25 protein-coding genes are annotated in these 24584 nt (G+C 65.1%); 11 read left to right on the top strand and 14 right to left on the bottom strand.

The window, feature by feature from the left end; all coding sequences use genetic code 11:
- Positions 1 to 462: 462 nt before the first annotated feature.
- Complete coding sequence (locus tag ACP4XC_RS13335) at positions 463 to 639, top strand: hypothetical protein (protein WP_427170383.1); 177 nt, start codon at positions 463 to 465, stop codon at positions 637 to 639.
- A 529-nt stretch (positions 640 to 1168) separates the two neighbouring features.
- Here the strand turns inward: ACP4XC_RS13335 and ACP4XC_RS13330 are convergent.
- From ACP4XC_RS13330 to ACP4XC_RS13310, 5 genes are all read right to left on the bottom strand, one after another.
- Positions 1169 to 2827, bottom strand: coding sequence for a phosphodiester glycosidase family protein (locus ACP4XC_RS13330; RefSeq protein WP_427170380.1), 1659 nt, complete (start codon positions 2825 to 2827; stop codon positions 1169 to 1171).
- A gap of 415 nt (positions 2828 to 3242) precedes the next feature.
- Positions 3243 to 3893, bottom strand: a complete 651-nt coding sequence (locus tag ACP4XC_RS13325; RefSeq protein WP_427170377.1) for a hypothetical protein — start codon at positions 3891 to 3893, stop codon at positions 3243 to 3245.
- A gap of 658 nt (positions 3894 to 4551) precedes the next feature.
- Positions 4552 to 5319 (bottom strand): SCO1664 family protein, encoded by a 768-nt coding sequence (locus ACP4XC_RS13320; RefSeq protein ID WP_427170374.1) that lies wholly within the window; start codon positions 5317 to 5319, stop codon positions 4552 to 4554.
- Positions 5319 to 5873: a DUF3090 domain-containing protein gene (locus tag ACP4XC_RS13315; protein WP_427170372.1), complete on the bottom strand. Its 555-nt coding sequence runs from the start codon at positions 5871 to 5873 to the stop codon at positions 5319 to 5321. The genes ACP4XC_RS13320 and ACP4XC_RS13315 overlap by 1 nt, the downstream gene beginning before the upstream one ends.
- A gap of 24 nt (positions 5874 to 5897) precedes the next feature.
- Positions 5898 to 6590 carry an MSMEG_4193 family putative phosphomutase gene (locus ACP4XC_RS13310; protein ID WP_427170370.1) on the bottom strand — a complete coding sequence of 231 codons (693 nt, stop codon included), beginning with the start codon at positions 6588 to 6590 and terminating at the stop codon, positions 5898 to 5900.
- A gap of 149 nt (positions 6591 to 6739) precedes the next feature.
- Here ACP4XC_RS13310 and ACP4XC_RS13305 point away from each other — a divergent pair, with 149 nt between their 5' ends.
- A complete protein-coding gene (locus ACP4XC_RS13305) occupies positions 6740 to 7165 on the top strand; it encodes a YybH family protein (protein WP_427170367.1) in 426 nt (141 codons plus the stop codon).
- Between the two features lie 349 nt (positions 7166 to 7514).
- Here the strand turns inward: ACP4XC_RS13305 and ACP4XC_RS13300 are convergent, their stop codons facing one another.
- From ACP4XC_RS13300 to ACP4XC_RS13270, 7 genes are all read right to left on the bottom strand, one after another.
- Positions 7515 to 7904, bottom strand: coding sequence for a MerR family transcriptional regulator (locus tag ACP4XC_RS13300; RefSeq protein WP_427170365.1), 390 nt, complete (start codon positions 7902 to 7904; stop codon positions 7515 to 7517).
- Positions 7901 to 8599 (bottom strand): SDR family NAD(P)-dependent oxidoreductase, encoded by a 699-nt coding sequence (locus ACP4XC_RS13295; RefSeq protein ID WP_427175108.1) that lies wholly within the window; start codon positions 8597 to 8599, stop codon positions 7901 to 7903. Before ACP4XC_RS13295 ends, ACP4XC_RS13300 begins: the two co-directional genes overlap by 4 nt.
- A gap of 4 nt (positions 8600 to 8603) precedes the next feature.
- Positions 8604 to 9845, bottom strand: coding sequence for an NAD(P)/FAD-dependent oxidoreductase (locus ACP4XC_RS13290; protein WP_427170363.1), 1242 nt, complete (start codon positions 9843 to 9845; stop codon positions 8604 to 8606).
- 107 nt (positions 9846 to 9952) lie between these two features.
- Positions 9953 to 10909 carry an aldose 1-epimerase family protein gene (locus tag ACP4XC_RS13285; RefSeq protein WP_427170361.1) on the bottom strand — a complete coding sequence of 319 codons (957 nt, stop codon included), beginning with the start codon at positions 10907 to 10909 and terminating at the stop codon, positions 9953 to 9955.
- A 21-nt stretch (positions 10910 to 10930) separates the two neighbouring features.
- The gene (locus tag ACP4XC_RS13280; protein ID WP_427170359.1) at positions 10931 to 11932 is read right to left on the bottom strand and encodes a glucose 1-dehydrogenase; all 1002 of its coding nucleotides are present in this window, start codon (positions 11930 to 11932) and stop codon (positions 10931 to 10933) included.
- Positions 11933 to 12198: 266 nt separating this feature from the next.
- The gene (locus ACP4XC_RS13275) at positions 12199 to 12336 is read right to left on the bottom strand and encodes a hypothetical protein (RefSeq protein WP_427170357.1); all 138 of its coding nucleotides are present in this window, start codon (positions 12334 to 12336) and stop codon (positions 12199 to 12201) included.
- A gap of 279 nt (positions 12337 to 12615) precedes the next feature.
- The gene (locus ACP4XC_RS13270) at positions 12616 to 13944 is read right to left on the bottom strand and encodes an MFS transporter (protein ID WP_427170355.1); all 1329 of its coding nucleotides are present in this window, start codon (positions 13942 to 13944) and stop codon (positions 12616 to 12618) included.
- 319 nt (positions 13945 to 14263) lie between these two features.
- On the opposite strand from ACP4XC_RS13270, the gene ACP4XC_RS13265 reads away from it, so the two are divergent.
- Together ACP4XC_RS13265 and ACP4XC_RS13260 are read left to right on the top strand one after the other, a co-directional pair.
- A complete protein-coding gene (locus ACP4XC_RS13265; protein ID WP_427170353.1) occupies positions 14264 to 14569 on the top strand; it encodes a hypothetical protein in 306 nt (101 codons plus the stop codon).
- Positions 14570 to 14719: 150 nt separating this feature from the next.
- Positions 14720 to 15106, top strand: coding sequence for a hypothetical protein (locus ACP4XC_RS13260; protein WP_427170351.1), 387 nt, complete (start codon positions 14720 to 14722; stop codon positions 15104 to 15106).
- A 307-nt stretch (positions 15107 to 15413) separates the two neighbouring features.
- Here ACP4XC_RS13260 and ACP4XC_RS13255 read toward each other — a convergent pair whose 3' ends face one another.
- A complete protein-coding gene (locus tag ACP4XC_RS13255; protein ID WP_427170349.1) occupies positions 15414 to 15899 on the bottom strand; it encodes a MarR family winged helix-turn-helix transcriptional regulator in 486 nt (161 codons plus the stop codon).
- A gap of 84 nt (positions 15900 to 15983) precedes the next feature.
- Here ACP4XC_RS13255 and ACP4XC_RS13250 point away from each other — a divergent pair, with 84 nt between their 5' ends.
- The 7 genes from ACP4XC_RS13250 to ACP4XC_RS13220 all read left to right on the top strand — a co-directional run bounded on the left by ACP4XC_RS13250 (position 15984) and on the right by ACP4XC_RS13220 (position 22862).
- On the top strand, positions 15984 to 16439 hold the full coding sequence (locus ACP4XC_RS13250) for a hypothetical protein (RefSeq protein ID WP_427170347.1): 456 nt from the start codon (positions 15984 to 15986) through the stop codon (positions 16437 to 16439).
- Positions 16436 to 17086, top strand: coding sequence for a gluconate 2-dehydrogenase subunit 3 family protein (locus ACP4XC_RS13245; protein WP_427170345.1), 651 nt, complete (start codon positions 16436 to 16438; stop codon positions 17084 to 17086). Before ACP4XC_RS13250 ends, ACP4XC_RS13245 begins: the two co-directional genes overlap by 4 nt.
- Positions 17083 to 18711 carry a GMC family oxidoreductase gene (locus ACP4XC_RS13240; protein WP_427170343.1) on the top strand — a complete coding sequence of 543 codons (1629 nt, stop codon included), beginning with the start codon at positions 17083 to 17085 and terminating at the stop codon, positions 18709 to 18711. The genes ACP4XC_RS13245 and ACP4XC_RS13240 overlap by 4 nt, the downstream gene beginning before the upstream one ends.
- Before the next feature lie 2 nt (positions 18712 to 18713).
- Positions 18714 to 20507, top strand: coding sequence for a thiamine pyrophosphate-requiring protein (locus tag ACP4XC_RS13235; RefSeq protein ID WP_427170341.1), 1794 nt, complete (start codon positions 18714 to 18716; stop codon positions 20505 to 20507).
- A gap of 3 nt (positions 20508 to 20510) precedes the next feature.
- Entirely contained in the window at positions 20511 to 21764 is a 1254-nt protein-coding gene (locus ACP4XC_RS13230; RefSeq protein WP_427170339.1) for an enolase C-terminal domain-like protein, read from the top strand.
- Positions 21765 to 21851: 87 nt separating this feature from the next.
- Positions 21852 to 21980 (top strand): hypothetical protein, encoded by a 129-nt coding sequence (locus ACP4XC_RS13225; RefSeq protein ID WP_427170337.1) that lies wholly within the window; start codon positions 21852 to 21854, stop codon positions 21978 to 21980.
- A 444-nt stretch (positions 21981 to 22424) separates the two neighbouring features.
- A complete protein-coding gene (locus ACP4XC_RS13220) occupies positions 22425 to 22862 on the top strand; it encodes a hypothetical protein (RefSeq protein WP_427170335.1) in 438 nt (145 codons plus the stop codon).
- Between the two features lie 120 nt (positions 22863 to 22982).
- On the opposite strand, the gene ACP4XC_RS13215 is transcribed toward ACP4XC_RS13220, so the two are convergent.
- On the bottom strand, positions 22983 to 24359 hold the full coding sequence (locus tag ACP4XC_RS13215; protein WP_427170333.1) for an FtsW/RodA/SpoVE family cell cycle protein: 1377 nt from the start codon (positions 24357 to 24359) through the stop codon (positions 22983 to 22985).
- Between the last annotated feature and the right edge of the window lie 225 nt (positions 24360 to 24584).

Below are 24584 nucleotides of genomic sequence, written 5' to 3'. Positions count from 1 at the left end.
CGCCTGCTGGGTGAATCCGGGCTGGCTGCTCAGAATGTAGTCCCCAGCCGCTGGCCCCCTCATCCATAGCCCCGGGCAGATGAACCGGGAACCCACGAAATGGGCCCTGATCCCCAACTCCCGCATGGCCGTCCAGAAGTCGTCGACCGGCGCAGGAGTGGTGCCCTGAAGGATGCACCAGCTCGTGTAGGGGCCATGGAGCTCCCCTCGGTCAACCCGTCAATGGCATCCCCGGATGACTGCATGCACTCCGCGAAGAACCGGGCAAAGAGCGAATTCTCCATGGGATACTACCCGCGCCCACGGCATGGTCTGTCGGAACAGGCGCCGAGGCGGCGGTCGGGCGGAACTGGACGGCACGGTCTCGCGGGCCTAAATTCACCTTTGGCAACGGGCGATGATCTGCTGCCACGCTTCGTAGGGGGAGCATCCTGGCGATGCACACGGCATAAAGAAACAGACATGAGCGCGCATTTCGACCGGTTGCTGGCAGAGGCATTGACCACCGACCGGGAAACCGACGGCGGTCTGGCCAGGGAAGAGCTGTACGGCCTCAACACCAGTTGGTGCCTGATAGATGAAATTCCTGCCCGAACCAGATTGGAACGCGCTTTCCATCCCCGTCGTGGAGGACATTGACCCTGACGCTGAAACCGCGCTGACTTTTGCCGAATTCAACGACGGGGTGCAGACGCTGCGGAACATTCATCGGAACAGGCAGGGCCGCACTTCCAGGGATGACAGCTGAACTACGAGGGCATTCCCTGTCGGCTGAACTACGTCATCGACGCGCTGCCGGCCCTTTGGAGCGGGCCTCGGAGGCTGGTGACGCCACAGATCCCGCCGAAGAGGCACCAACCGGCTAGCCCCGAAGCCCAACCCGAAGATCCCCACCTCGACATCCCCGTCCCCGAACAGCTACGTCGTCCCGCCACCGTTGATGTCTGTGGGGACAGGGGAACGTCCGTATTAGGCCTCGGGGGATGCCAGGTCGTGTCCGGCCAGCCCCGGGGGTCCTTCCAAGCTCATGGAGCCACTCAGGGTGTGGATGTCCTTTCGGGGCGGAACTGGTCCGGAACATGGAGCAAGGCCCGGAACACTTCCGGGCCTTGTCGGTGCCATGCTGCCGGTGACCCCGACCGGGAGGCTTGCCCTACTTCGCTGTGTCCTATTGCTCGTCCTTGCGGGACGGGAGCACGAGGAGGGCGTCCCCGACTGCGCGTTCCGCGCCGCCGGAGGGGCTGTTGAGGACGGTCCCTCCGGCGACGGCGGTGGTTGACCCGCCGCCGTCCAGGTTCATGGCCTGGACCATGCCCAGAGAGATGGCGACGTCGGCTTCCTCCTTCAGGCTCAGGCCCAGCGAGTTTGTTGACCGGCCGTCGGCGGTGACCAGCAGGGTGTTCCCTTGGGCGTCGGTGCCGGCGAAGGTGCGGGGGTTCCGCTTGTGGACCCAGCCGTAGTAGAAGCTGTTCCCGTCGTCGGGGTGGACCATGCCGTCATGCTTGACGGTGACGTCTTCCTGCCCGTCTTTGACCAGTAGCGGTCCGCCGTTGACGATGCTGGTGGCCTGGTCAGTGTGGAGGGTTTTCCCGTCCTGGCCAGCGAGGCCGGTGCCGATTTTGAGCTTGGCGCCCACCGGGGCGAGTGCGCGGAGCTTGGCGACGTCGTTGCCGATGGCCTGGACGGTGTGGCCGCCCGCGGGGACGGGCCCGCCGCGGGTTTCGGAGACGGCGGTGACGGTGTCGCGGCTATCCACCGCGACCTCAAGACCGGCGCCGGCGGGTGTGGTCGGTCCGAAGTCCGGAGTGAAGGTGACAAGCTCGTTGGCGTTCGTGCAGGTGACGTCATGGAGCGCGAGCGGGGTGGGCAGGTCGTGTACGCCGCCGCAGTTGCGGATCAGGCCAGGGACCCGGTCAATGCCGTCCAGCGCCGTCTCACCGGAGGCGGAGGAAAGGGACCCGGCCCAGGTGAGGCGCTCGATGCTGGTCGCGTTCTTCTTCCCGTCGATGACGAGGGCGGGGCGGTCCGCGACGGGCTCGCTGAGGGTCTTGCCGCCATAGACGCCGACGCCGGCGGGGTCGCCTTCGGCGCCGGCCTTCGGGTCAAAGACGAAGAACCCGGCGTTGACCCCGGCGATGGCGTGAGCGTCGGCCGCCAGCTGGCTGGTTGTTTCCCGTTTCTCCAGGTCCGGGCCGAACGAGGCGGCGAGCTCACCTTTGTACGTCTTGGGGTCGATCGTGATGACTTGGAGGTTCCACGGGCCGCGGGTCTTCGTGCTGGTGTCCGTGTCGCCGTCCCAGCCGGTGTAGATCACCGAGGAGGCGAACCCCGCCGCCTTGATCTTGGCGACGGTGGCGTTCCCGCCGGTCTTCGCCGTGAAGTTTCCGGCCCGGACCCGGTAGCCCAGGTCGCCGCCGGCGTCAGCCAGCTGTGGGGACTGGACGTGTTCGATGCGGGTCTCGACGCCGGAGGCTTTGAGCTTGTCCGCGGTGGCCTGGGCGGTGGCCTGGCTGGAGAGCGCCGAGGCTGGCGCATCGGGATCCGGCGAATCGGAGGGAATGGCCACTTCTGCGGTCCAGAAGAGCGAGGAGTCCGCGCCGCCGCGGCTGATCTTCGTCAGCGTGACGCCGGGAGCCGGTGTGGTCACCGTCCGGATTTCGGGCAGGTCAGCGGCTCCGAGGTTGAGGTGGGCCCCCTGATCCGTCCCGATATTGTTCTTTTGTCCGTCGTCGGCCAGGGTGGGGCCGGCGGGGCTGAGGAAGGCCGAACAGACGGCGAGGATCAGCCCGCCGGTCAGGGCGCCGCGGTGCATGAGGGAGGATTTCATGCGTCCAACCTATAGAAACATGAATGAAGGACCGGCCCGATAATCGGGCTTGGGGTGCTTGTTGCCCGAACCTTCATGCCCTGTTTACCTTCGGCAGACGGGCGAACGGGTCTGTCCGCGTCCCCGCAGGTTGCGTGTGATCGGCTAAGACGCCGTCGTCCGGTTTGAGAACCGGGTGATATGTACGTAGGTAAGTTAAGGCCCCTCCGTGGTCCCTCCAACATACGGAGGCCTCAGCCCAAAACAGAAATCCCGCCGGTCTTTGCGCCTGGTGGGGTTTCTGACGTTTCGGAACCGGAACCGGAGCCGCGGGTCCGGTCGCTGGTCCTGTCGGCGTCGCGGAAAAGCTAAACGGAGGTTCTGCCGGTTCATTGCCCCAATCTGCAACTCCCGGATCCCATGCGGAGGGCAGCGCTCACGGCGCCGGTTCCACGGATTCCACCGCATAGGGTTTGGTCGCCGACCGCTGCAGGGGACGGCGCAGGCGCACCTGGTACAGGCCGTTCCGGAACGTGGCGCGGGGGTCCAGCTGGATAACAAGAAGCGGTTCGTCGCGGGAGGCGTCGATCCGCACCACCATCCCGTCCCGCCGGCCGCCCACGAGCAGCGGTGTGGCAGGCTCCACCGCACTCTCCCTCAGTCGGTCCCGATATTCCGGCCGCGCCGCCAGGAAGAGGATTCCATGCGCGACTCCGACGACCCTCAGCGGGATCACAGCGTCCGCGGGCGTGGATGCAGGGGCCGAATGGAGTTGCCGCGGTTCTTCCCCGGCAGGCGATCCTCCGCTTGCCTTCAGGGCCCGGTCGCATTCCCGGCACCGGGTCCGCGCCCCGACGTCAGCCAACAGGGTTACGCGCAGCCCTCTGGGCGCATGGCTCCATTTGTCGGCCACGACTTTGCACCACGAAGAGTGATACTCCCTGCCGTACTTCATCACATATACCTGACCAGCGCCGAGGAGGGGCATCCCCTCCCGCCGGGCGGCCGGCTCCACCGGCTTGAGCACGCCAAGCGCTTTGGCCTCAGCACGGGCGGAGTCGCCGCCCTTGAAGTGCTTGCCGATCAACGGATTGGATGGTCGTTTTGGTCGAGGAATTGCGGGGCCTTCCTGTGCGGCGGGAATGCGTTCGCTCCCGAATTACCCCCTACCCAGCTTGGTGTGTTTTCCCGTAAGTTGCCAGTCGGGACAGCGACTATTGTCTGGGAATGGCGGTTTTCCTTGACCTCCAGTGGCGGTTCCTGGCCGTATGCCGCGGACGGTGTCCTTACCGGCCGCCCGCCGGCGACCGTGGCCCGTGAGTATCGGTTGACCGACCACTGTCGTCGTCCGTTTAAGGCCCGGCGAACCCGGCCGAGCCACGGCACGTATCACTGATTTAGACGTTCCGAGGGAGAAAGCCCGGTTCAGGCCGCTTCGAGTGCTTCACCGAAGTCACGAAGCGCCTTGTTATGTTCTAGCGCCTCAGGCCAGGTTTGGACTCGATGCCGGTCACCGGGGGTCCCAAGCGGCGAAGATCGGGTCTGATGCCCTGCGGGGGCTCTCGGGGCTTTGCTGATGTCCCTCTTATGGCACTACGCCAACGAACCTCGGACGGGCGTTCCAGTGTCTTGCAGCGTTGGGCGGCCTGCGGCGGGCAGGGGCCAAGGCTTCACAGCATTAAAGTGGGCATCACCTCCATGCCATCAACGTGACACAGCCTGCGAAGCCCTTAGCCGTAATTCCCTTAGAACAGCGGCCAGGGCACCGCCGACATCTCACCGCTCGGAGCCGGAAACCGCCCTGCCAAGCGCAACCGGGCGCAGCGCGCGGCGAGCGATGCGATTTCTTCGGCGCTGAGCAAGTCCGCCAGGTTTCGGCCCAGCCCACCGTGCAGTCCTTCGCTGACACGATCGATGCCCTCGCGTTCCTCGGCGGTCAGAGCGTCTCCCAGCCATCCCCACAGCACCGTGCGCAGCTTGTGGTCACGGTGAAAGGTGAGCCCATGGTCCACGCCGTGCCGGTGCCCGTCCGTCATGGCAAGAATGTGGTCGCCTTTGCGGTCGGCGTTGTTGACGACCATGTCGAACACCGCCATGCGTCTGAGCGCTGGCGAGTCTTCGTGAACGAGGGCGACCATCCGTCCGTCCTCATCTCGTCCCTCGAGAACGTGTTTCCAGCCCGTCTCGGGTACGTGGCCCGTCGCGACCAGATTCACAGCGCTTTGGGCGGGGTCTTGCTCCTGCCAGAGCTGCACCATTCCTTCGCCCATCGGACCATCGCGCAGCCAGGTGGGCGGCACGACGTCCCAGCCGAAGACCTGCGAGACCAGGTAGGCGGCCACCTCCCGGTGAGCCAGGGTGCCGTGGGGAAAATCCCACAAGGGGCTTTCGCCTGCTATCGGCTTATAGACGACCACCACGTCGCCGATGCTGCCTAGAAATGTTGCGTTTGAAGCCGTCGTGATGCGGCCGGTGAGCGTCAGCTCGGCGGTCACTAGGTCCGGCGCTGGCATCAGAGCTCGGGAAGGGTGCAGATGTGTCCGTCGGCGTCTATGGGGTAACCGCAGAGCGGGCACGTCGGACGCCCGGCGCCCACGATCTCACGGGTGCGCTTGGAGAATGCACGGGCAGTGCCGACCGGCATTCGCACCAGCAGCATTTCGGTCTCGTTAGCGCCGTCCTCATCAAGCGATTCGTCGTTGTCATCAGCATCGACATCGGTGATGGGGTGGGCCTCTATTAGGACCTGGGCGGTGGTTGGGTCCCAACCTAGGCTCATGGCGCCGGTGCGAAACTGCTCCTGAACGGCCTCGAGCTGGTCGTTGTCGACAAGTTCAATGGGAGTACTCGTGGGAACGCTGAAGGGGTTGCCCTCGACCGTGATGAGCTGGTCGAGAATTTCGTCGATCTTCTCCGCGAGCAGAGCCGCCTGCTGCTTCTCCAGGGCAATACTCACGATCTGCGTCCCTGCGCGCACCTGCAGGTAGAACGTGCGCGCCCCCGGGAGGCCAATGGTGCCAACGACGACGCGATCAGGCCAGGCAAACTCGTGAACACGTGTAGGCATGTCAGTATTTTAGGCACATGAGGTTCATGGCGCCTTTTGCCCTGCACCGCCGCCCACCGGCGCATCGCCGGAGTGGAGGCCGTTCGACAGCCACGACAGATCACCCGCGTCAGTGTTGGTCGCGTAGATGCTCGGCCGACTAGCGCCGTGGCGCACGATCGATACGGAGGCGGGGCCCACGTTAATACGCTGGAACAGGTCAAGGTGCATGCCGAGAGCGTCGGCGAGGATTGACTTGATGATGTCACCATGACTCACCGCCACCCACACGGCCCCTGGCCCGTACTCGGCTTCGAAGGCGGCATCGTGGCGTCGAATCGCTGCCACCGACCGGGCCTGCATCGCGGCCATGGATTCACCCCCGGGAAAGACGACGGCGGACGGTTGCGACTGCACAACCGGCCACAAATCCTCGGTCGCGAGATCACTGAGTGTACGGCCCTGCCACTGGCCGTAATCGCACTCGGTGAGATCGAGATCGACCGGCGCGTACGGCGTGCCAGCCTGGCGATCGAGGATCAGCCGGGCGGTCTGCTGACAACGCTCAAGAGGGCTCGACACCACCCCGACCACCGGCACGGCCGCGAGCCGGTCTCCGGTCAGAGCCGCCTGGTCGCGCCCGATCCGGTCCAGGCTGACGCCGACGGCCCGACCGGCCAGCAGCCCAGTGGCATTGGCTGTCGTGCGGCCGTGCCGCACGAGAATAACTGTCGCCATCCACCCAGCCTAACCACTCGCTCGATGGCGGGTGTGAACCGCACCGGGTCGCGCGCCGAACAGGAAGATAAAGCACTGGCGGAACCTTAAGCACGCCGACCCTTGCTTACCCAGCGACGCTGAGGTAGATATCAGATCGGAGGTGAGCCATGGACATTGGGCAGGTCATCGAGAAATACCACTCGGGATTAGACGTGTTTGCCGTGGGCGATCCGGAGCCGATCAAGGCACTGTACGCGCGGAGCGAGGACGTGCTTCTAGCGAATCCCTTCGGCGGCTCCTCTCATGGCTGGGATGCGGTTTCACAAGCGCTCGACTTCGCTTCATCGAACTTCCGCGATGGCAGGCCAGTTCGTTTTGAAGAAGTTACCCGTTACGTCGGCGCAGATCTCGTCACGCTGTTCGAGCACGAGCATTGGGAGACCAAGGTCGGCGGTCGCGACGAGCCGTCGCCCTTCGACTTGCGTGTCACGACCACTTTTCGGTTGGAGAGCGACGGATGGCAACTGGTCAGTCGACACGCCGACCCGCTGACGACACCGCATCCCGACGGACCGATCCGCCCCACGAACTGAGTTCGGCGACCCACGAAGACGAGGCCGCGTGGGAGGATTTGATCGGAATGTTCCCACCGATGGACGGCGCCCGCAACATCGTCGACGTCGACGTGGATCTTGTGCAGCCGCGACTGAGAATGTCAATCTGATTGAGCCCACTTTGGCGTTGAAGCGCAGGGCGGATTCGGGACCACCCTAAAGAAGTGGCGGCTTGTGAAACGGCAGATTTGGCAATCGTTGTCGTATTAATGTTCCCGCCGATCAGCGGGAGCAACGCGGCAGGGTTCCGGATCGTTTGTCGGCACATCCAAGAATCATCCAACTGTTCGCGGGACATTCCCGAGCTTGTCCTTCCGGCCGCAAATGATCAGCCGTGGGCGTTGTCATGCAGTTGCGCCCGGTAAACGTCGATTTTCGCGCTGATCCCGCGCAGGTATTCCTGCTGTTCGGCCAGATTGGCCGCCACGGCGGAGCGGTGGGCCTCCAGCAGCCGGAGGCGGGACTCACTGGTGCTGGTTCCGTTCCGGACCATTGCCGCGTACTCGCGGGTTACGTTGATCGGCATTCCCGTTTTGCGCAATTGCGCGTTGAACCGGACGGCTGCGAGCTCCCGGGGGCCGTAGCGGCGCTGGCCGGATGCTGTCCGCGGAACGTCCAGGAGCTGCTGGCCTTCGTAGTAGCGCAGCGTGTGGACGCCGACGCCGGTCAGCTCCGCCGCCTCGGCGATGGAGACCTCAGACGGGTCGTTAGGAGTCACAGACCCACCCATCCGGCGGTCATTGACGTCACCAGGCTCCCGTCGAGGTCGCTGAGCTTGACAGCGACGAATTCGCGGGCCCATTCAGACGTCTGGATCCGGAAGGCCGGGTTCCTGTCCTGCAGGCTGGAGAGCACCGTCTGCGCCACCTCGTCCGGTGATTGTGCGCTGCTGCTGGAGAACTGAGCCGAGGTGCGGGAAATATAGGCGGACAGCGTCGGTGTGTAGGCGCCCGCGCTGGCGATCATCGCCGCCGGGTCAATGCATGCGTTGGCCACAAGCTCGCTTGAGACCGCCCCAGGCTCAATGATATGCACGCCCACCCCCACGGTTTTCGCCACCGGCTGCAGACTTTCCAGGAAACCCTCGACTGCGGACTTGGCGGCGCAGTATGCCTCGTTGAAGAAGGGCTGACCCACGGCACCTCCCACGGAGCTGATGGTGACCAGCCGCCCGCCGCTGGCCCGCAGATGGGGCAGCGCGGTGCGGGTCAGGGCGACCACGCCGAAGTAGTTGACCTCCATGGCCGAGCGAAAGTCGTCCATGGAGAGTGTTTCGAGAGTCCCGAGGGTGGCGCTGCCGGCATTGTTGACCACGGCGTCGAGTCGCCCGTAGCGATCCGTGGCGTACGCGACTTCGGTGGCGGGCGTCGGAGCCGGCGTCGGGTGCTCGGGCCGGGAGACCCTGCCGGGCAGCCCCTCACTGGGGGTGGCCGACGACGACCTGGGCGGGGCTGTGGGTGATGTAGCCGTTGAGCCAGGAAAACAAGGCGCGTACCTTCTGCTGGAATCCCGACAGCAGGGCGAGGTGGACCAGGAGCCAGGACACGAAGGCCAGCGGCCCCTGCACTTGGATGCGCTTGCGGCCGATCTCGGCGACTGCGGCACCGCGGCCGATCATCGCCATGTATCCCTTGTCGACGTATTTGAAGGGTTTCCGGGTGCCCCCGGTGAGGTCGGCGTGGATGTTGCGGGCCGCCCACTTCCCGGCCTGCTGCGCCACGGAGCCCAGCTGGGGAAGTTTGGCCCCGGTCGAATCGGTCATATTGGCGGCGTCGCCGATGACATACACACCCTCGATGTCCGGGGCGGTCAGGTCCGTGCGGACATCGATGCGCCCTCCTTTACCCTGGGTAAGATCGGAGCCGGAAACGACTTTTCCTGCCTTCAGGCCTCCGGCCCACACCACGATCCGGCCGGGGATGAAGGTCCCGTCGGCGAGCCTCACGCCGTCGCCGCGGACCTCCTCGACGCCGACTCCCAGGTGCAGACGGACCCCGATCTTCGTCAGGCGTTCCCTCGCGTAGTCCTGCGACTTTGCCGAGAACGCGTTCAGTACGGCCGGGACCATGTCCACCAAGTGGACGCGGCACCGGGCCGCGAGCTCGGGAGAAAAGTACTTGGGCACCACGAACTTGACGTTTTCGGCCAGGGCGCCGGCGGTCTCCACACCTGTGGGACCGCCGCCGACGACGACCACGTCCACGGTGCCGCCGGACTCCCGGTCGGCCTGGTCCAGCAGCCGGGTGAGACTGCCGGCCAGCCGGGTGGCGTCGGTGGCCGAGTACAGCGGGAAGGTGTGTTCCTCCGCGCCGACGATATTGAAAAAGTTCGGCACGGCGCCTGCCGCAAGGACCAGGACCTGGGCCCGGAACGTGTCGCCCAGGGCGGTTGTGACAGAACGGCCGGCTGCATCGACTGAAGTCACCTCAGCGGTGAGCACCTTCACCGGCTTCAAGCGGCGGAAAATGGATCGGAGTGGGCGGGCAATGGCCGACACCCCGAGCTGTGACGTCGCGACCTGGTAAAGGAGAGGCTGGAACTGATGATAGTTGTTCGAATCGATGAGCAGCACCCGGACGCCCTTTCGTCCAAGTTCCCGGGCAGCGGCAACGCCGGCGAAGCCGGCCCCGACCACGATGACCTGGTAGGTATCCTCCATCCGGACAACCTACTCCTCCTGAAGCCGGAGTAACAGAGCCGTGGGATCACCGGCAAACAGGGACATTGAAACCTGGGAGAGACATCCTAATGCTCATATTTTCGAGGTCAGGGCGCGGGTGTGATTCCCCACGATGCTGTGTGCGTCTGTCCGGGCTCCAGCCGGACCAGCCCTTCTCCGGAGTTGAATGCGTCCGGCGCACACGTCATCGGTTCAACGCCCAGGCCCGTCCGCCTCCGGTGGCGCTGGTGCAGGGTGTCGCCGGTGAAGATCTCCAGGTAGCTGTAGCCTTCGTCCGCCCAGAGTTCCACTCCGGAAGGCCGCCGGGAGCTGAGGAGCCTGACGCGGGCGCGCCCGTCCGGGTCCCGCACCAGATCCGTGTAGGCGACGTCGATCCGACGGCTCCCCAGTTCCTGGAGACTGCGGAGGTCATACTGGGTGCCCTCAACGGATTCGCGGCCTGTGGGGATGCCCGCATCATCCACTGGCAGGTACGTCTCGGCGGGAACCTGGGCGAGGTCAGCGTCGATGACGGGAGCGCCGGTGCTCAGGTATGGATGCGCTCCCGTGCCGTAGGGGCAGGGCGTGCCGCTGCGGTTCGTGGTGGTGGTCCTGACGCTCAGCCCGTCATCGTCGAGCAGATAGTCAAGGCGGCATTCCAGAACCCACTCCCATCCCGGGCAGGGGTGGAGCGTGCAGGTGAAGGACACGCGCTCCGCCCCGTACCCGACGGCATGCCAGTTGCGCCAGCGGGTCAGGCCGTGGATTGCCCCCGCTTTGTCGGGTTCGCTTAGGTCCAGCTGCAGTTGCCGGCCGCCCCACTCGTAGTTTCCTCCGCGGATCCGGTTCGGCCAGGGGATCAGGGACTGCCCGCGCGCACCGGTGCACATTTCGTCCTCGCCGTAGCCGTCAATCAGCGCCCGCTCATCGAGCCGGTAGTCCCGGAGGGCCCCGCCCACCTCTGTCAGCACCGCGGCCTGCCGGCCGGACCGGATCCTGTACTGACGGCCGGACGGGGGTACCTGCGGTCCGGCCGGATAATCCTGACCCGTCTTTAATCCCATGTCGGATCCTTCCTTCCGGTCCTAGTGGAGGTCCAGAACAACCTTTACGTCATCGGCGTGGTGTGAAAAGGCGTCACGGTAGCCGGCCAGCGGCACGCGCCGGTTCATCAGCCGCCCCAGCCAGGCCGCATCAGCCCTGGCCAGGGCGCCGGCAGCGGCGTCGTAGTGGCGGCGGTTGGCGTTGACGCTGCCGAAAACCACCGCGTTGCCCAGCACCGCATGCCGATTCATCGCCCCGACGTCGACCCCGGTCTCCCTGCCCGTGCCCGAGACCCCTGTCAGGCAGGTGATGGCGTCCATCGCCCCGGATTCCATTACGTCCAGAATCACCGAGGCCACCCCGGTACACTCGACCAGGATGTCCGCCTTGACCCCAGAATCGGTCACTGCTTCGGTGTGGTAGACGGCACCGAGGTCCCGCACCAGCCTGGGCTTCGGACCCTCGGTTACGACGTCGAAGACGTGGACCTCCAGGCCGCGCTGAACCCCCAACAGGGCCGCGAGCAGGCCGACGGGTCCTGCGCCGGTCACCACGGCCACGCGGGGATCGAAAAAGGCACGCTGGCCGATGCGCTCAACCTGTTCCCAGGCTTTAGCCACGATCGTCGTCGGTTCCAGGAGCACGCCCACAGCTGCGAGGCCGGCGTCGAGCTTCACCATTGCCTCGGGCTCCGCCCGCCAGCGTTCGCGGGCGAAACCGTCCAACCCCTTAATGCCGTGCTCGGTGTACTGGCTGTTCCTGCACATGTCCCATTCGCCCGCCGCACATGCCTTGCAGGGGACGGGATCGGGCCTGCGTACGATCCCTACGACGAGGTCGCCTTCCGCCAATCCCGAACCGGAGGGAGCCTCCCGGACCCGGCCGAGGTTTTCATGCCCGAGCACCAGGAAATCCTGGCCGGGCGGCGCCTGACCGTACTGGGCTTCGACGATCTCCATGTCGGTTCCGCACAGGCCGACGGCCAGCGTTTCGACGAGGACCGGTCCCTGCCCGGGCGCTGGTTCGGCTACCTCGCGAAGCAAGAGGGAATCCTTTTTTCCTGGAATGACTGTCAGGGCCCGCATCAGGTCTCCTCGCGCCGGGTACGTTGTTTCGCCCAGTCTTGCGGATTACTTGCGCAACCGCAACGGATCCGGCGGACTCGCGGGAACGGAGGCGGCTGTGCCTCCTCCGTCGCCGCCTAGATGACGTCCTCCCCGGCCCCTGACAACGATAAACTGCCAGCACCACGCCCCCTGTTGCCTCACGTCAATAGGTCCGGGAAAGGTCCCAGATGGGGTTGAGTTTCTCAAGCTCCGCGGGGGGCGTCGTGCCGGTAGTAGCCCACGAGTTCGCGGACACGGGCCAGTTGGCAGTACGCGAGCAGGTAGTCGTTGATGAACACGGATCCGTTGTCCGAATCGTTCCCCAGGATCGGGAACGGCAACCGGTCCAGGGCATGCTGCAGCGCCGCGGATCACCCACTTCTGGGCCTTGTTCGGCACCGACCGGTTCACCGTCCACCCGGTGGCGATATCCGTGACCGTCAGAGTGAGACAGAACTGCCCGGACGCGACGCCTCCTTCGTGGCCGACAAGATCGATTCCACGAACCCGGGCACCGCGTCGTCCCAGTCGGCCCAGTTCCGGACCGGGATCCGGGACTTCAGGGAGGCTGCCAACCGATGCCGGTCGGCAGCTTCCCTCGGGGCGAAGTGAACTCGGGTCTAGTGCGCGCGGGGCGCTGAAGTGGCACCGGTTTCAGACGGCCGTTCGGTTACCGGGCGGTCTCCACCACGACGCAGGGTAAGCATGACCAGCCCAGCCGCCACCAGACAGGCTGCCAGGAAGATAGACGCTGCCAGGAAACTACCCTGCGTGGCGTCCTGCAGGAACCCTCCAACATAGGGGCCGACGAAGCCGCCCAGGTTGCCGACCGCATTGATCAATCCCATGGCCGATCCCGCCACCACAACGGGCATAGCCCTGGAGGCCGAGGCCCAGAACGGTCCGTCGTAGGCCAATGCCCCGGCGACGGCGATGCTGATAAAGACAATAGCCAGGACCGGCATGGAGTTTCCGGTGGCAACAGAGATCACCAATGCCACGGCACCGACAGCCATTGAGAGCAACACATGGGTTGAATAGCGGCCGGACTTGTCTGCGGCCTTGGCGTTGTACCAGAGGCCGAACATGGCCAGAACGTACGGTATGGCCGTGACGAATCCTACTTCTACCGAGGAGCCGCCGGTGATGGTCTTGACGACCTTAGGAAGCCAGATATTGATGCCGTAGAAGCCGATCTGGATCAGGAAGTACACCAGGGTCAGACGCCACACCACGCTGTTCGAAAACACCTTGCGGATGCTCACATGGTCTTCGTGCGGTGAGGCGGCCAGGTCGGCGGCCAGCCCCTCCTCGATGTAAGTCCGCTCTTCGACGGTGCACCATTTGGCGTCCCTGGGACGGTCGGTAACGAAGATCCACCAGATCGGTGCCGCGATGATGAACGGGAAGAGACCCTCGATGATGAAGAGCATGCGCCAATCCGTGAAGGAGAGAATCCAGCCGGACAACGGTGCCGTGATGATTGAAGCGATGGCGATATTCATCATCCAGAACGCATAGGCGCGGGCGCGTTCCTTCGCGGGGAACCAATGGCTGATCAGCACCAGGATGGCCGGCCAGATCCCGGCCTCGGCGACTCCGAGGAAGAACCGGACCCAAAGCAGCTGCCCGAAATCCTGGATGAATCCGCACAGCACAGCCAGCACGCCCCAGACGAGGATCATGATGCCGACGAACTTCTTCGCGCTCCATCTTTCGGCCAGGTGTCCGCCGGGGATCTGCAAGGTTAGGTACCCGATAAAGAAAATACCTGCAGCCAACCCCTGCTGGGCGGCGTCGATCCCCAGATCCTTATTCAAACCGTTCAGAGCGAACCCGATGTTGGTCCGGTCCATAAACGAGATGATGTAGACAATAATTGCGACGGGGATGAGGCGCGTCCAGCGCTTCCTGCCTATCGCTTGAACTCCGCTAACCGCACTAGACATCGGGTGCTCCTCCCAATTTTCTACCGGATTAACGGAACGCCAGTACGCTCTCCGGCTCAGTCAAGAGATACAGATCACCATAGGGTGCGATATGAATCACACCCGCTTCCCCGTCGCCGTGTACGCCCTTACATAAGTCGCCGGCGATGGTGCTCGTGCTGGCCAGAGAGTCATCCCTTCCTTGTTCAGGGCGCTCAGCTCTCGAGATCCACGATGCCGATGTCCGAAAGAGTCTGCAGAACCGTCGCCCCGGTGAAACGGGTCGACCCGCAGGACGTTGTCGGCCGGTTTCGTGGCCGTGCTGTAAGCGCCGTACTCTGTGGCGACCGGCACCAGCACCAGCGGGACGGCGGCGGTGGTCCACTCGGCGATCTTCTCGGACCGGCCGGTGAAAGGCGATCAGGACGTGCTCGGACTGCGTGGACGGGTCGAAAGTGCCTTCCTGGGCGGCGTTGGCGGCCAGGACCTGCTGGAGCGTGTTGGCGATCTGGACGGAGGTCCGGTAGCGGGCGTACGGGGCCTCGGCGGCCCCTCCTCGATCTCGGGCAGGTCTACCGACCGCATCCGGGAGCAACCTGAGAGACCACGGAGGAATCATCAGGCGAGCGGGGTCCGTCCGGGATGACCGGTCCAGCACCCCGATGCCCTAAGCGTACGTACTATTGCGCAGGCGCAAATGTTCCCGCTAGATTGGAGTCCTAACGGGGACCCGACTCAGCGCCCTGCAGATGGGCAGGGATGCCGACACTTGCTAACACGCTAAGGAGTCACCTTCATGGACAAAGCCAGGCGCATCGTCGTCGTCGCCGGATCCAGGGACGGAATTGCCGGCGGGGCCGCCTGGAGTCTGAGCGTCGATACCCCGGACGCTGAGGCGGTTGATGCCGCGGCCGGGCGGATTGAGCGCGAGCTGGGACCCATCAAGGCAGACCCGGGGACCCCGCAGGGCCGACCAGCCTGCGAACCTCTGGGAGCCCGCGGACTCCGGGAAGGATTACGGGACGTATACGGGACGCAAAACACATTCGATGGCAGGTCCGCTCTACGCAGCGCGCAGTTGTGGGCCTCCCAGCACCATGGGGCGGTGGGCGTTGCCGCGGGCGGGCTCCTCGGGGCAGCGGCCTTGGCAGGCGCCGCGCTCTTGCGGACGGTGAACCCGTGAAGCCCCCGGAGGCAGTCCGCGCCGCCTACGGATTATGCGAGCTGCTGGCACCGGATTTCGTCTCAGGCCGGCTGCTGGGTGAGCCACCGCATCGCAGGGTCCGGATTGTGATCCGGGTCCTCGGCGCAAGGCATCTGCTGCAGGCCGTTCTGACTGCCCGCGCCGCGAGCATGGTCGTTCTCACCGCGCTCGCGGCGTGGACCGAATGTTCGCGACCGTCAACGCGGCCCTTGCGATGGTCTTTGGTGCGGGGAGTTCGAATGATCATCTCACCCGGTGTTGATGGCGAACCTGAATCACGTGGCGCTCACCGCTGGAGATGGACGGTGAACCGGCCGTCTTCGATGCCTTCGCCGCCGTCGGCCGCGGCAAAGGCAGCCATGCCAAGGGCCGCGGCGCCGCGCAACTGTTCCGGCATCCGTGCCATCACGGCGGCGACGGCGCTCCGGCGGTGTTCCAGGACGGTGTTGACCAGGGAGGCGCCCGCGGGTGTCAGCGACAACGCCACGTACCGCCGATCCACGGGGTCCTCGCGCCGGACGACCAGACCGGCACTGACCAGCCGGTCGCAGATGCGGGTTGCGTTTGAGGGGTGCACCCCAAGCTCCGTAGCGACGGCACCGGGATTCTGCGGGCCGTGCAAGGCGATCAGGACCAGCACACGCAATTGGGGACTGGTGACAACGTCTTCGACTTCGACGACGGAGCGCGCCACGACGCGCAGCAGTACGTTGGCGGCGCGAAGGACCGCATCGATCTGGGCATCGGCGTTTCCGTCTTCGATTCTCTCCACGCACCCCAGTATCGCCCCGGTACGTGCGCGGCAGCAAAGTTTCTAAGACGGTACATATTCTTTCTGATCGAGGAGGAACACATCATGAACCCTCTACCCGAGCCCGAGGTGGTGCACCTCGTTGACCGCCTGGTCCGCAACGTGAAAACGGGCAGGTTTGAACGATCGCTGTCGGGGCTCACGGCGGCGGGGGCTCTCGTGACGGCGGCCGAAATCTACTTCGAGCATGACAAGGCCAGCTTCGGGAACAAATGGATGTGGCTGCCCGTGGCTCTCGGCCCGGTCGGGGCCGCGGCCGGCGTGGCAGGGGTCTTCAGCCGCCGGATGGCCAAGACCGCATTGCCGATCGCAAGCGCTGCGATAGTAGCTAACGGAGTACAGGGAACCTACCTTCATGCCCGCGGCATCGCCCAAAAACCCGGCGGGTTTTCCAATCTGCGCTACAACCTTGAGATGGGTCCGCCGCTGCTGGCGCCGCTGTTGGTGACGCTGGTCGGCGGCATGGGGCTGCTGGCCTCGGTACTGAGGCGGGAGCGATGAGCCCCCTTCCCCTGGAGAAGGGCGACGGCGGTGGCCGGTACCCGGGTTTCAGCACCCTCGCCCAGTCCAGTCATTGGGACCAGGCCACTGCGGGCGTGGTCCTGAGCAGGATTGGGCGCCCTTCCGACATCCGGTTCTTCACCCCGGCCGAAGAGGCCACCGCCAGGGCACTCTTGGACCAGCTCCTTGACCAGCATGCCGAACCCCGGGTTCCTGTAGTTAACTTTGTCGACGCCCGCCTGGCCGAAAACCAGACCGACGGCTGGCGCTACGAGGACATGCCCGAAGATGCAGAGGCTTGGCGCAGGACGCTGTCGGCGCTGGACCGCACGGCGCAGGAATCGTTCAACCAGCCCTTCGCCAACTGCCGTGGGGACCAGCAGGCCGCCTTGCTCCGGACCATCCGGGACCAGAGCGGCTCCTCATGGCAAGGCCTGCCGGCGTCCCGGGTGTGGGGATTGTGGACCCGCTATGCATGCACGGCGTTCTACTCACACCCGTGGGCCTGGGACGAAATCGGATTCGCAGGACCGGCGTTCCCGCGCGGGTATAAGAACCTCGGGCTCAACCGGTTGGAACCGTTTGAAGTGGCTGATGCCAGGCCCCGGGAGGACCCCGCAGCCCGGGATGGAGGACAGCATCCATGAACCGTGTGCGACGCCGGAATGGGTCCGCCTGGCTGCTTCCGCCCGGGCCCGGCGGCAGCCACCGCTTGCGCGATGACATGCGAACCTTCGATGACGGTGATGAAGTGGACATCGTGATTGTGGGATGCGGAGCCGGCGGCTCAACCATGCTGCAGCGTCTGGCCCGCGGAGGCTGGCGGGCGGTGGCCCTCGATGCCGGCCCGTTCTGGGATCCGGAACGCGATTGGGTGAGCGATGAAGCCGGCTCCCACCACCTGTATTGGACCGAGCCGCGGGTCATCACCGGCGAGGACCCCGTGCCGCTCGGATCGAATAATTCAGGCCGCGGGGTGGGCGGCTCCATGGTGCACTATGCGGGATACACGCCCCGGTTCCACCCCAGCGATTTCCGCACCTTCACCACGGACGGCGTTGGCGCAGACTGGCCTTTGGACTATGCGGACCTTCGTCCCTTCTATGAAGACATCGAAGGGGAACTCCCCGTCGCCGGAGAACCGTGGCCCTGGGGCGATCCCCACAGCTATCCGCACCGCCCCCACCCCGTCTCGGGAAACGGCGAGCTCTTCCTTCGCGGCGCCCGTGCCTGCGGCATCACCGCCAAAGTGGGCCCGGTGGCGATCGCCAACGGCCGCTTTGGCAACCGGCCACACTGCATTTACCGGGGCTTTTGCCTTCAGGGCTGCAAGGTCAACGCGAAGGCCTCACCCCTGATCACCCACATTCCGGACGCACTTGCCCGCGGTGCCGAGGTTCGTGCCGATTCGATGGTGACCCGCATCGGCTTCGACGAACGGACCGGAAGAGCCACCGGCGTCCACTACGTCCGCCACGGGCGCGAACGGTTCCAGCGCGCGCGCGTGGTTGCCGTCGCCGGATATTCGATCGAAACACCGCGTCTTCTGCTGAACTCGACCTCCACAAGGTTCCCGGAAGGCATGTGCAACGACTTCGACCACGTAGGCCGTTATTTGATGGTCCAGGGCGCCCCGCAAACGGCGGGCCGCTTCGACGCCGAAGTCCGCATGTGGAAGGCCCCACCACCGGAGGTCAGCACCGAGGACTTCTACGAAACAGACCCTGTCAAGCCTTACAAACGCGGATTTTCCATCCAGACGGTCTCTCCGCTACCCATCACCTGGGCCGAGCACGTCTCCGCCCAAGGGCACTGGGGAGCTGACCTGCGCCGGTACATGAGTGACTTTCCCCATTGGGCCTGCCTTGGCGCGCTCTGCGAATTTTTGCCGCAGGAAGGGAACCGCGTGACGTTGGCGGAAGAAAAAGACCGGAACGGGATCCCCGTCGCCCGGTTCAGCTACAGCCAATGCGAGAACGACCGGCAACTGATGGGCGCCGCACAGTCCGTCATGGAGAAAATCCTGAAGGCCGCCGGCGCGGACGAAGTCATCACGATCAAACGCTTCGCCCACCTGGTCGGCGGTGCACGGATGGCAGGCGACGAACACCACGGAGTTGTGGACCAGTGGTGCCGCAGCTTTGCTGTTCCCAATCTGTTCATCACCGACGGCAGCGTGCTGCCGACCCAGGGAAGCGCCAACCCGGCGCTGACGATCATGGCCGTGGCGGCCCGCGCCGCCGAGAGGCTGAGCAATGGAAGGGAAGACTGATCATGGCATCACAGACGGTTGCTGACTATTTGCTGGCCCGGCTCCGCGAATGGGAAGTGGACAAGGTGTTCGCTTTTCCCGGGGACGGCATCAACGGCGTCCTCGCCGCCTTCGGCAGAGCCGGCAATGAGCCGAAATTCATTCAGGCCCGGCATGAGGAAATGAGCGCCTTTGAAGCGGTCGGCTATGCCAAATTCTCCGGCAGGTTAGGAGTTTGCATGGCCACATCGGGCCCGGGCGCGATCCACCTGCTCAACGGGCTATACGACGCGAAACTGGACCATGTGCCGGTAGTGGCCATAGTCGGCCAGACGGCCCGCAGCGCGATGGGGGGCTCCTACCAGCAAGAGGTGGACCTGATCAGCCTCTTCAAAGACGTGGCCTCCGACTACCTCCAGATGGTCACGGTTCCCGAGCAGCTGCCGAACGTCCTGGACCGAGCCCTGCGGATAGCGCTGGCCAAACGGGCGCCAACGGCCATCATCATCCCCTCCGATGTCCAGGAACTGGAGTACAGCCCGCCGACGCACGCCTTCAAGATGGTTCCTTCCAGTCTCGGCATCCGGTGGCCGGACATCCAGCCGGACGACGACGCGATCCGGGGCGCGGCTCGGCTGCTGAACCAGGGAAGCAAAGTGGCCATGCTGATTGGCCAGGGCGCGCGCGGCGCGGCCGGGGAAGTCCGCCAGGTCGCAGAGCTGCTGGGCGCAGGTGTTGCCAAGGCCCTGCTGGGCAAGGACACACTTCCGGACGACCTGCCTTACGTCACCGGATCCATCGGCCTGCTCGGGACCCGTCCCAGCTATGAAATGATGCGGGACTGCGACACTCTGCTGACCATCGGTTCAAGCTTCCCCTACACACAGTTCATGCCCCAGGAAGGCCAGGCCCGTGCCGTCCAGATCGACATCGACCCAGGCATGATCGGTCTGCGGTACCCCTACGAGTTCAACATCGTCGCGGATGCCGCAGCTGCACTGCGGGCTCTGATCCCTCATCTGAAACGGAAAGAAGACCGTGCCTGGCAAGAGGATCTTGAAACGAAAATCACCCGGTGGTGGGAGACCATGCGCGCCGAGGCGATGGTTCAAGCCAACCCCATCAACCCCATGCGGCTATTCTCCGAACTCTCCGACAGGCTGCCGGAGGACGCCATCCTCACGGCAGACTCCGGATCCACCGCCAACTGGTATGCCCGGCAACTGAAGTTCCACGGCCGGATCCGCGGCTCCCTGTCCGGTAACCTGGCCACCATGGGCCCCGGAGTGCCCTATGCCATCGGAGCGAAGTTCGCTCATCCGGACCGCCCAGCAATCGCCTTCGCCGGGGACGGTGCCATGCAGATGAACGGCATGGCCGAGCTCATCACCATCAAGCACTACTGGCGTCAATGGAGCGATCCCAGACTCATCGTGGCAATCCTGCACAACGGTGACCTGAATCAGGTCACCTGGGAAATGCGCGCTATGGGAGGCGCCCCGGCCTTCCGTGAATCCCAAGTCCTCCCTGACGTCGACTATGCGGCCTTCGCCTCCAGCCTGGGGCTGCAGGGCATCAACGTGGGACACCCCGACGAACTCGGGAGCGCATGGGAGAAGGCCCTAGCCGGGGACCGCCCCACCGTCCTGGATGTACGCACCGACCCCGACATCCCGCCCATCCCGCCCCACGCAACCCTGGAACAGGCGCTCAACAGCGCTAAAGCCGTCATGAAGGGCGATGACAGCGCCTGGGGAATCATTAAGGAGGGCATGAAAACCAAAGCCCAGGAGTTCCTCCCACACAGGCAGGACTAAGCTATGTCGAGCGACTCGACCCTTCAGCTGGGCACCCTTGGCGTCTCGGCTTATACGGTTCCAACCGTCAGCCCCGAAGGCGACGGAACCTTCGCCTGGGAGGCCACCACCATGGTCCTGGTGCAGGCCCGGGCCGGCGCCTGGACCGGCGTCGGCTGGACCTTCGCCCCGGCCGCCTGCGCCACACTGATCAGGGACACCCTGGAGCCGGCCGTCACCGGGCTCAACGCCTTCGACGTCCCCGCTGCGGCCGAAGCGATGGCCCGGACGGTGAGGAATGCTTCACGCCCCGGACTGACCGGCTACGCCATCTCCGCCGTCGACTGCGCGCTCTGGGACCTCAAGGCACGGATCCTCGATCTTCCCCTGCACCGGCTCCTCGGTGCGGCGCGGACCCAGGTGGAGGTTTATGGCAGTGGCGGGTTCACCACCTATTCAGAAGACCAGCTCCGAACCCAGCTGGAGGGTTGGGCGGGTCATAATCAGATCCCGAGGGTGAAGATCAAGATCGGCCAAGACCGCGGCGCGAACACGGCCCGCGACCTCGAACGGATCCGCCAGGCGCGGGACGCCATTGGCCCGCGCGTTCAGCTCTTCGTCGACGCCAACGGCGCCTACACAGCAAAACAAGCCGTCCGGGTTTTCGAAGCCGCCGCCGAATGCGATCTGTCCTGGTTCGAGGAACCGGTCTCCAGCGATCATCTCGAGGGACTCCGCCAGGTCCGGCAGTCGGTTTCAGCTGACGTCGCAGCCGGCGAATACGGCACTGACCTGTTCTACTTCCAGCGGATGTGTGACGCCGGCGCCGTGGACTGCCTGCAAGTGGATGTGAGCCGCTGCGGAGGATTCACGGAGTGGTTCCGGGCGGCTGCGGTCGCTGCGGCCCACGGCCTGGAAATCTCCGGGCACTGCGCACCGAACCTGACCGTCCCCGCGGCCGCGGGCACCCCCAATTTCCGCCACCTCGAATGGTTCCACGACCACGTCCGGATCGAAGACATGTTCTTTGACGGAACGGGAGATCCCCATGGCGGGGCGGTTCAGCCCAGTGGCGATCGCCCCGGCAACGGCCTCATTTTTCGTGAGCGGGACGCCGAAAAGTACCGGATTTGGACCCCAGGCAATAAGGGAGCCAGCGTGAATAAAGTCAACGACATTTCGGAGGGAGCGGTGATCGGGCCACGCGGGGACGCGGTCTGGATGTGCGTCCCGCAGTATTCTCGTCCCTGGTTGGCGGCTCCGGCGTCTTTGCCGTGACGCCCCTGAACCCGCGTTTCGTCCGGGGAGGGCGGGGGATTGAAGCTCCCGCTCAGCGGCATGAGACGGGCCAGCATGATCGAGGGCATGCTGAATCAGGACATTCACCTTGGCCTCGGAGACGACCACCACTTTGTGCTGGAGCTCTCCAACAAGCCGCTACCGGCCCCGGCGCCAACCGCGGCGGATCTCTGGGCCGCCACCAAGCAAGCCTAGGGTCCAGGATGAGCATAAACTCAACCTTCCGGGCTACCAGGGCGGAACGGACAAGGTCGGCAACTCGGTCAACGGGAAATTCCAACTGGACATTTTTGGCGAAACCCTCCCGGTGCGCTTCCACGCACCCCTGAGAGGACGGGCACGCGAGCAGGTAGCCCGCACCCTATCTTGCGGCCGTCCTCGGGACTAGGTTGGACACCATCACCATCACCACCACGCCCAGGGACTAGTAATGGCGTCCGAGCAGCTGTACCCGCCCGAGGAAATTCCGGGCCTCGACAAATTCCTCGTGGACCCGGCCCGCTCCATAACATCACCGTCACACGGGCGGAAACTGCTTGCCAGGATTGACGGGGCCACCCTCAGGTATAGCCGCCCCAACAGTGCCCGCCTCGCCCGGAACCGCATCCTCGGCGCCCCCCACCAGCGGCGGCGGCAGTCATGACCGAACCGCTCCGGCCCCCATACGTGCTGCCCGGCCTCGAAGCGTTGCGGAAGAAAGCCCAGACATTCAGCCGGAACCTGCACAACATCCGGATCACCCGGACCGTCGCCAACCCCGGCACCTACCTGAACGTAGCCGCCACGTACATCAACTCCGGCAGGTCCGGACCAGGGACGGAGATCGGGCTGTACTGGGCGCCCCGTAACGGGCCTGCCGAACCCGAACCCGCGCTCCGGGTCGGTGACCAAACCTGCCCGTATGCCGGGCCGTTCGACCTGGTCGACGCCGAAGCCCGCGGTCTGCTCCGCATCGACTGGGTACAGCCCGAGGAGCTCCTGGTCGCCATCGAGCAACTTTGGGAACTCCGGGAACTCGCCGAGGAATGCTGGCGGACCTCCGAGAACGAAGCGAGCCTGTACGCATCGCCAGGCTGAACACCACGGCTCAGCGGCGTGGTCGCGCGTAACTTTGGCGGACTTCCCCCTGCATGAGGAACAGGGTTCTGGAAATGGCATGCGCGGGGCTGGCTGGCCAACTATGCCCCGGGCCGGCTTCTATCGGGCCGGTGCGGGTGCTTCTTTGCCTATTCCGGTGGGGAGGGGGCCGGTGGTCTGGGGTCTGCGCGCGGCGTCGCTGATGCGGAGCAGCAGGGCCACGATGATCCAGTTCGCGAGCAGGGAGGATCCTCCGGCGGAGAGGAACGGTGTGGTCAGGCCGGTCAGGGGGATCAGGCGGGTGACGCCGCCTATGATGATGAAGCATTGGAGCGCCATGGCGAAGGACAGTCCGCAGGCCAGGAGTTTCCCGAAGGAGTCACGGGTCCCGAGGGCGGCCCGGAATCCGCGGGTGAAGAGCATCAGGTAGAGCGTGAGAATGGCGAAGACCCCGATCAGGCCCAGTGCTTCGCCGAGGGAGGCGATGATCATGTCGCTGTTGGCGAAGGGGACAAGGTCCGGGCGTCCGAGTCCGAGCCCCTCGCCGGCCAGGCCGCCGGAGGCCATGCCGAAGAGTCCTTCGACTATCTGGGCGCTCCCGCCGGGGAATCGTTCGTAGACGACCGGGTCGAAGGCGTTGATCCAGGCGTCGATGCGCAGCCGCACGTGGGGGAAGATTTTGGCCGCGGCGTAGCCGCCGGCTCCCATGAGGAGCAGGCCGAGTATGAGCCAGCTGCCCCGGCTGGTGGCGACGTAGATCATGACCATGAACAGACCGAAGAACAGGATGGACATGCCCAGGTCGTGCTGGAAGACCAGCACGCCCACGCTGGCGGCCCACGCCGTCACCATGGGGCCCATGTCCTTTACCCGCGGGAACTGCAGGGGCCCGATTTTCCTGCCGGCCAAAAGGATCAGGTCCCGGTTGGTGGAGAGGTATCCGGCGAAAAAGACACCGAGCGTTATTTTGACGATTTCCCCGGGCTGGAATTGGACCGGGCCAAGGCGGATCCAGACGCTGGCGCCGTTGATGTCTCCTGCGGAAACGCCGGGGACCAGGGGGAGGATCAGCAGAACGGTGCTCACGGCAAGGGAGATGAACGTATATCGGCGCAGCACCCGATGGTCCTTCAGGAACCACAGCACTGCGGCCGCAATGAGGACGGACACGGCCGTCCATTTGAGCTGGTTTGCCCCGGCATCGTTGCCGGTGGGCATATCCAGGCTTTGGATCATGGCGATGCCCAGACCGTTCAACGCCACCACGATCGGCAGCATCACCGGATCCGCGTAACTCGCACGCAGCCGCAAGACAACATGGAATCCCGCGGCGAGAACCGTCAGGGTCCCGGCCTGGAGCCAGAACCCCTGGCCAAGCGCCTCGTTTCTGTCCAGGCTGACCAACGCGCTGGCGCCAATCCCGATGCCCAGGGCCACCAGCAAGAGGACAGCCTCGAGATTCCTGCGCGGCCTCGCGAGTCCCTGCTGCTCACTCATCGATCGCTTCTTTCGGGGGGTGGGGCGGGCTCCGGACCGTACCTGGCCGGACCTGTGTGATCCAGGTTGGACCTTCCGGCAGGACGCCGCCAGTCTACTATTCCGTGACACGGTCATGTCCGGGGAGCCGCTGGGCGACACGTGCCCGCCGGCAGCGGCGTCGGAAAGGCCGGAAGACGTATTGTTTTTGAGTGCCGCCTGTCCCAGCCCCGGACCGGAGCGGGC

The sequence above is a fragment of the Arthrobacter sp. 92 genome (assembly GCF_050260325.1).
GTDB lineage: Bacteria > Actinomycetota > Actinomycetes > Actinomycetales > Micrococcaceae > Arthrobacter.
The sequence above is the reverse complement of the archived record's forward strand: the minus strand, read 5'-3'. Positions and strand labels throughout refer to the sequence as shown.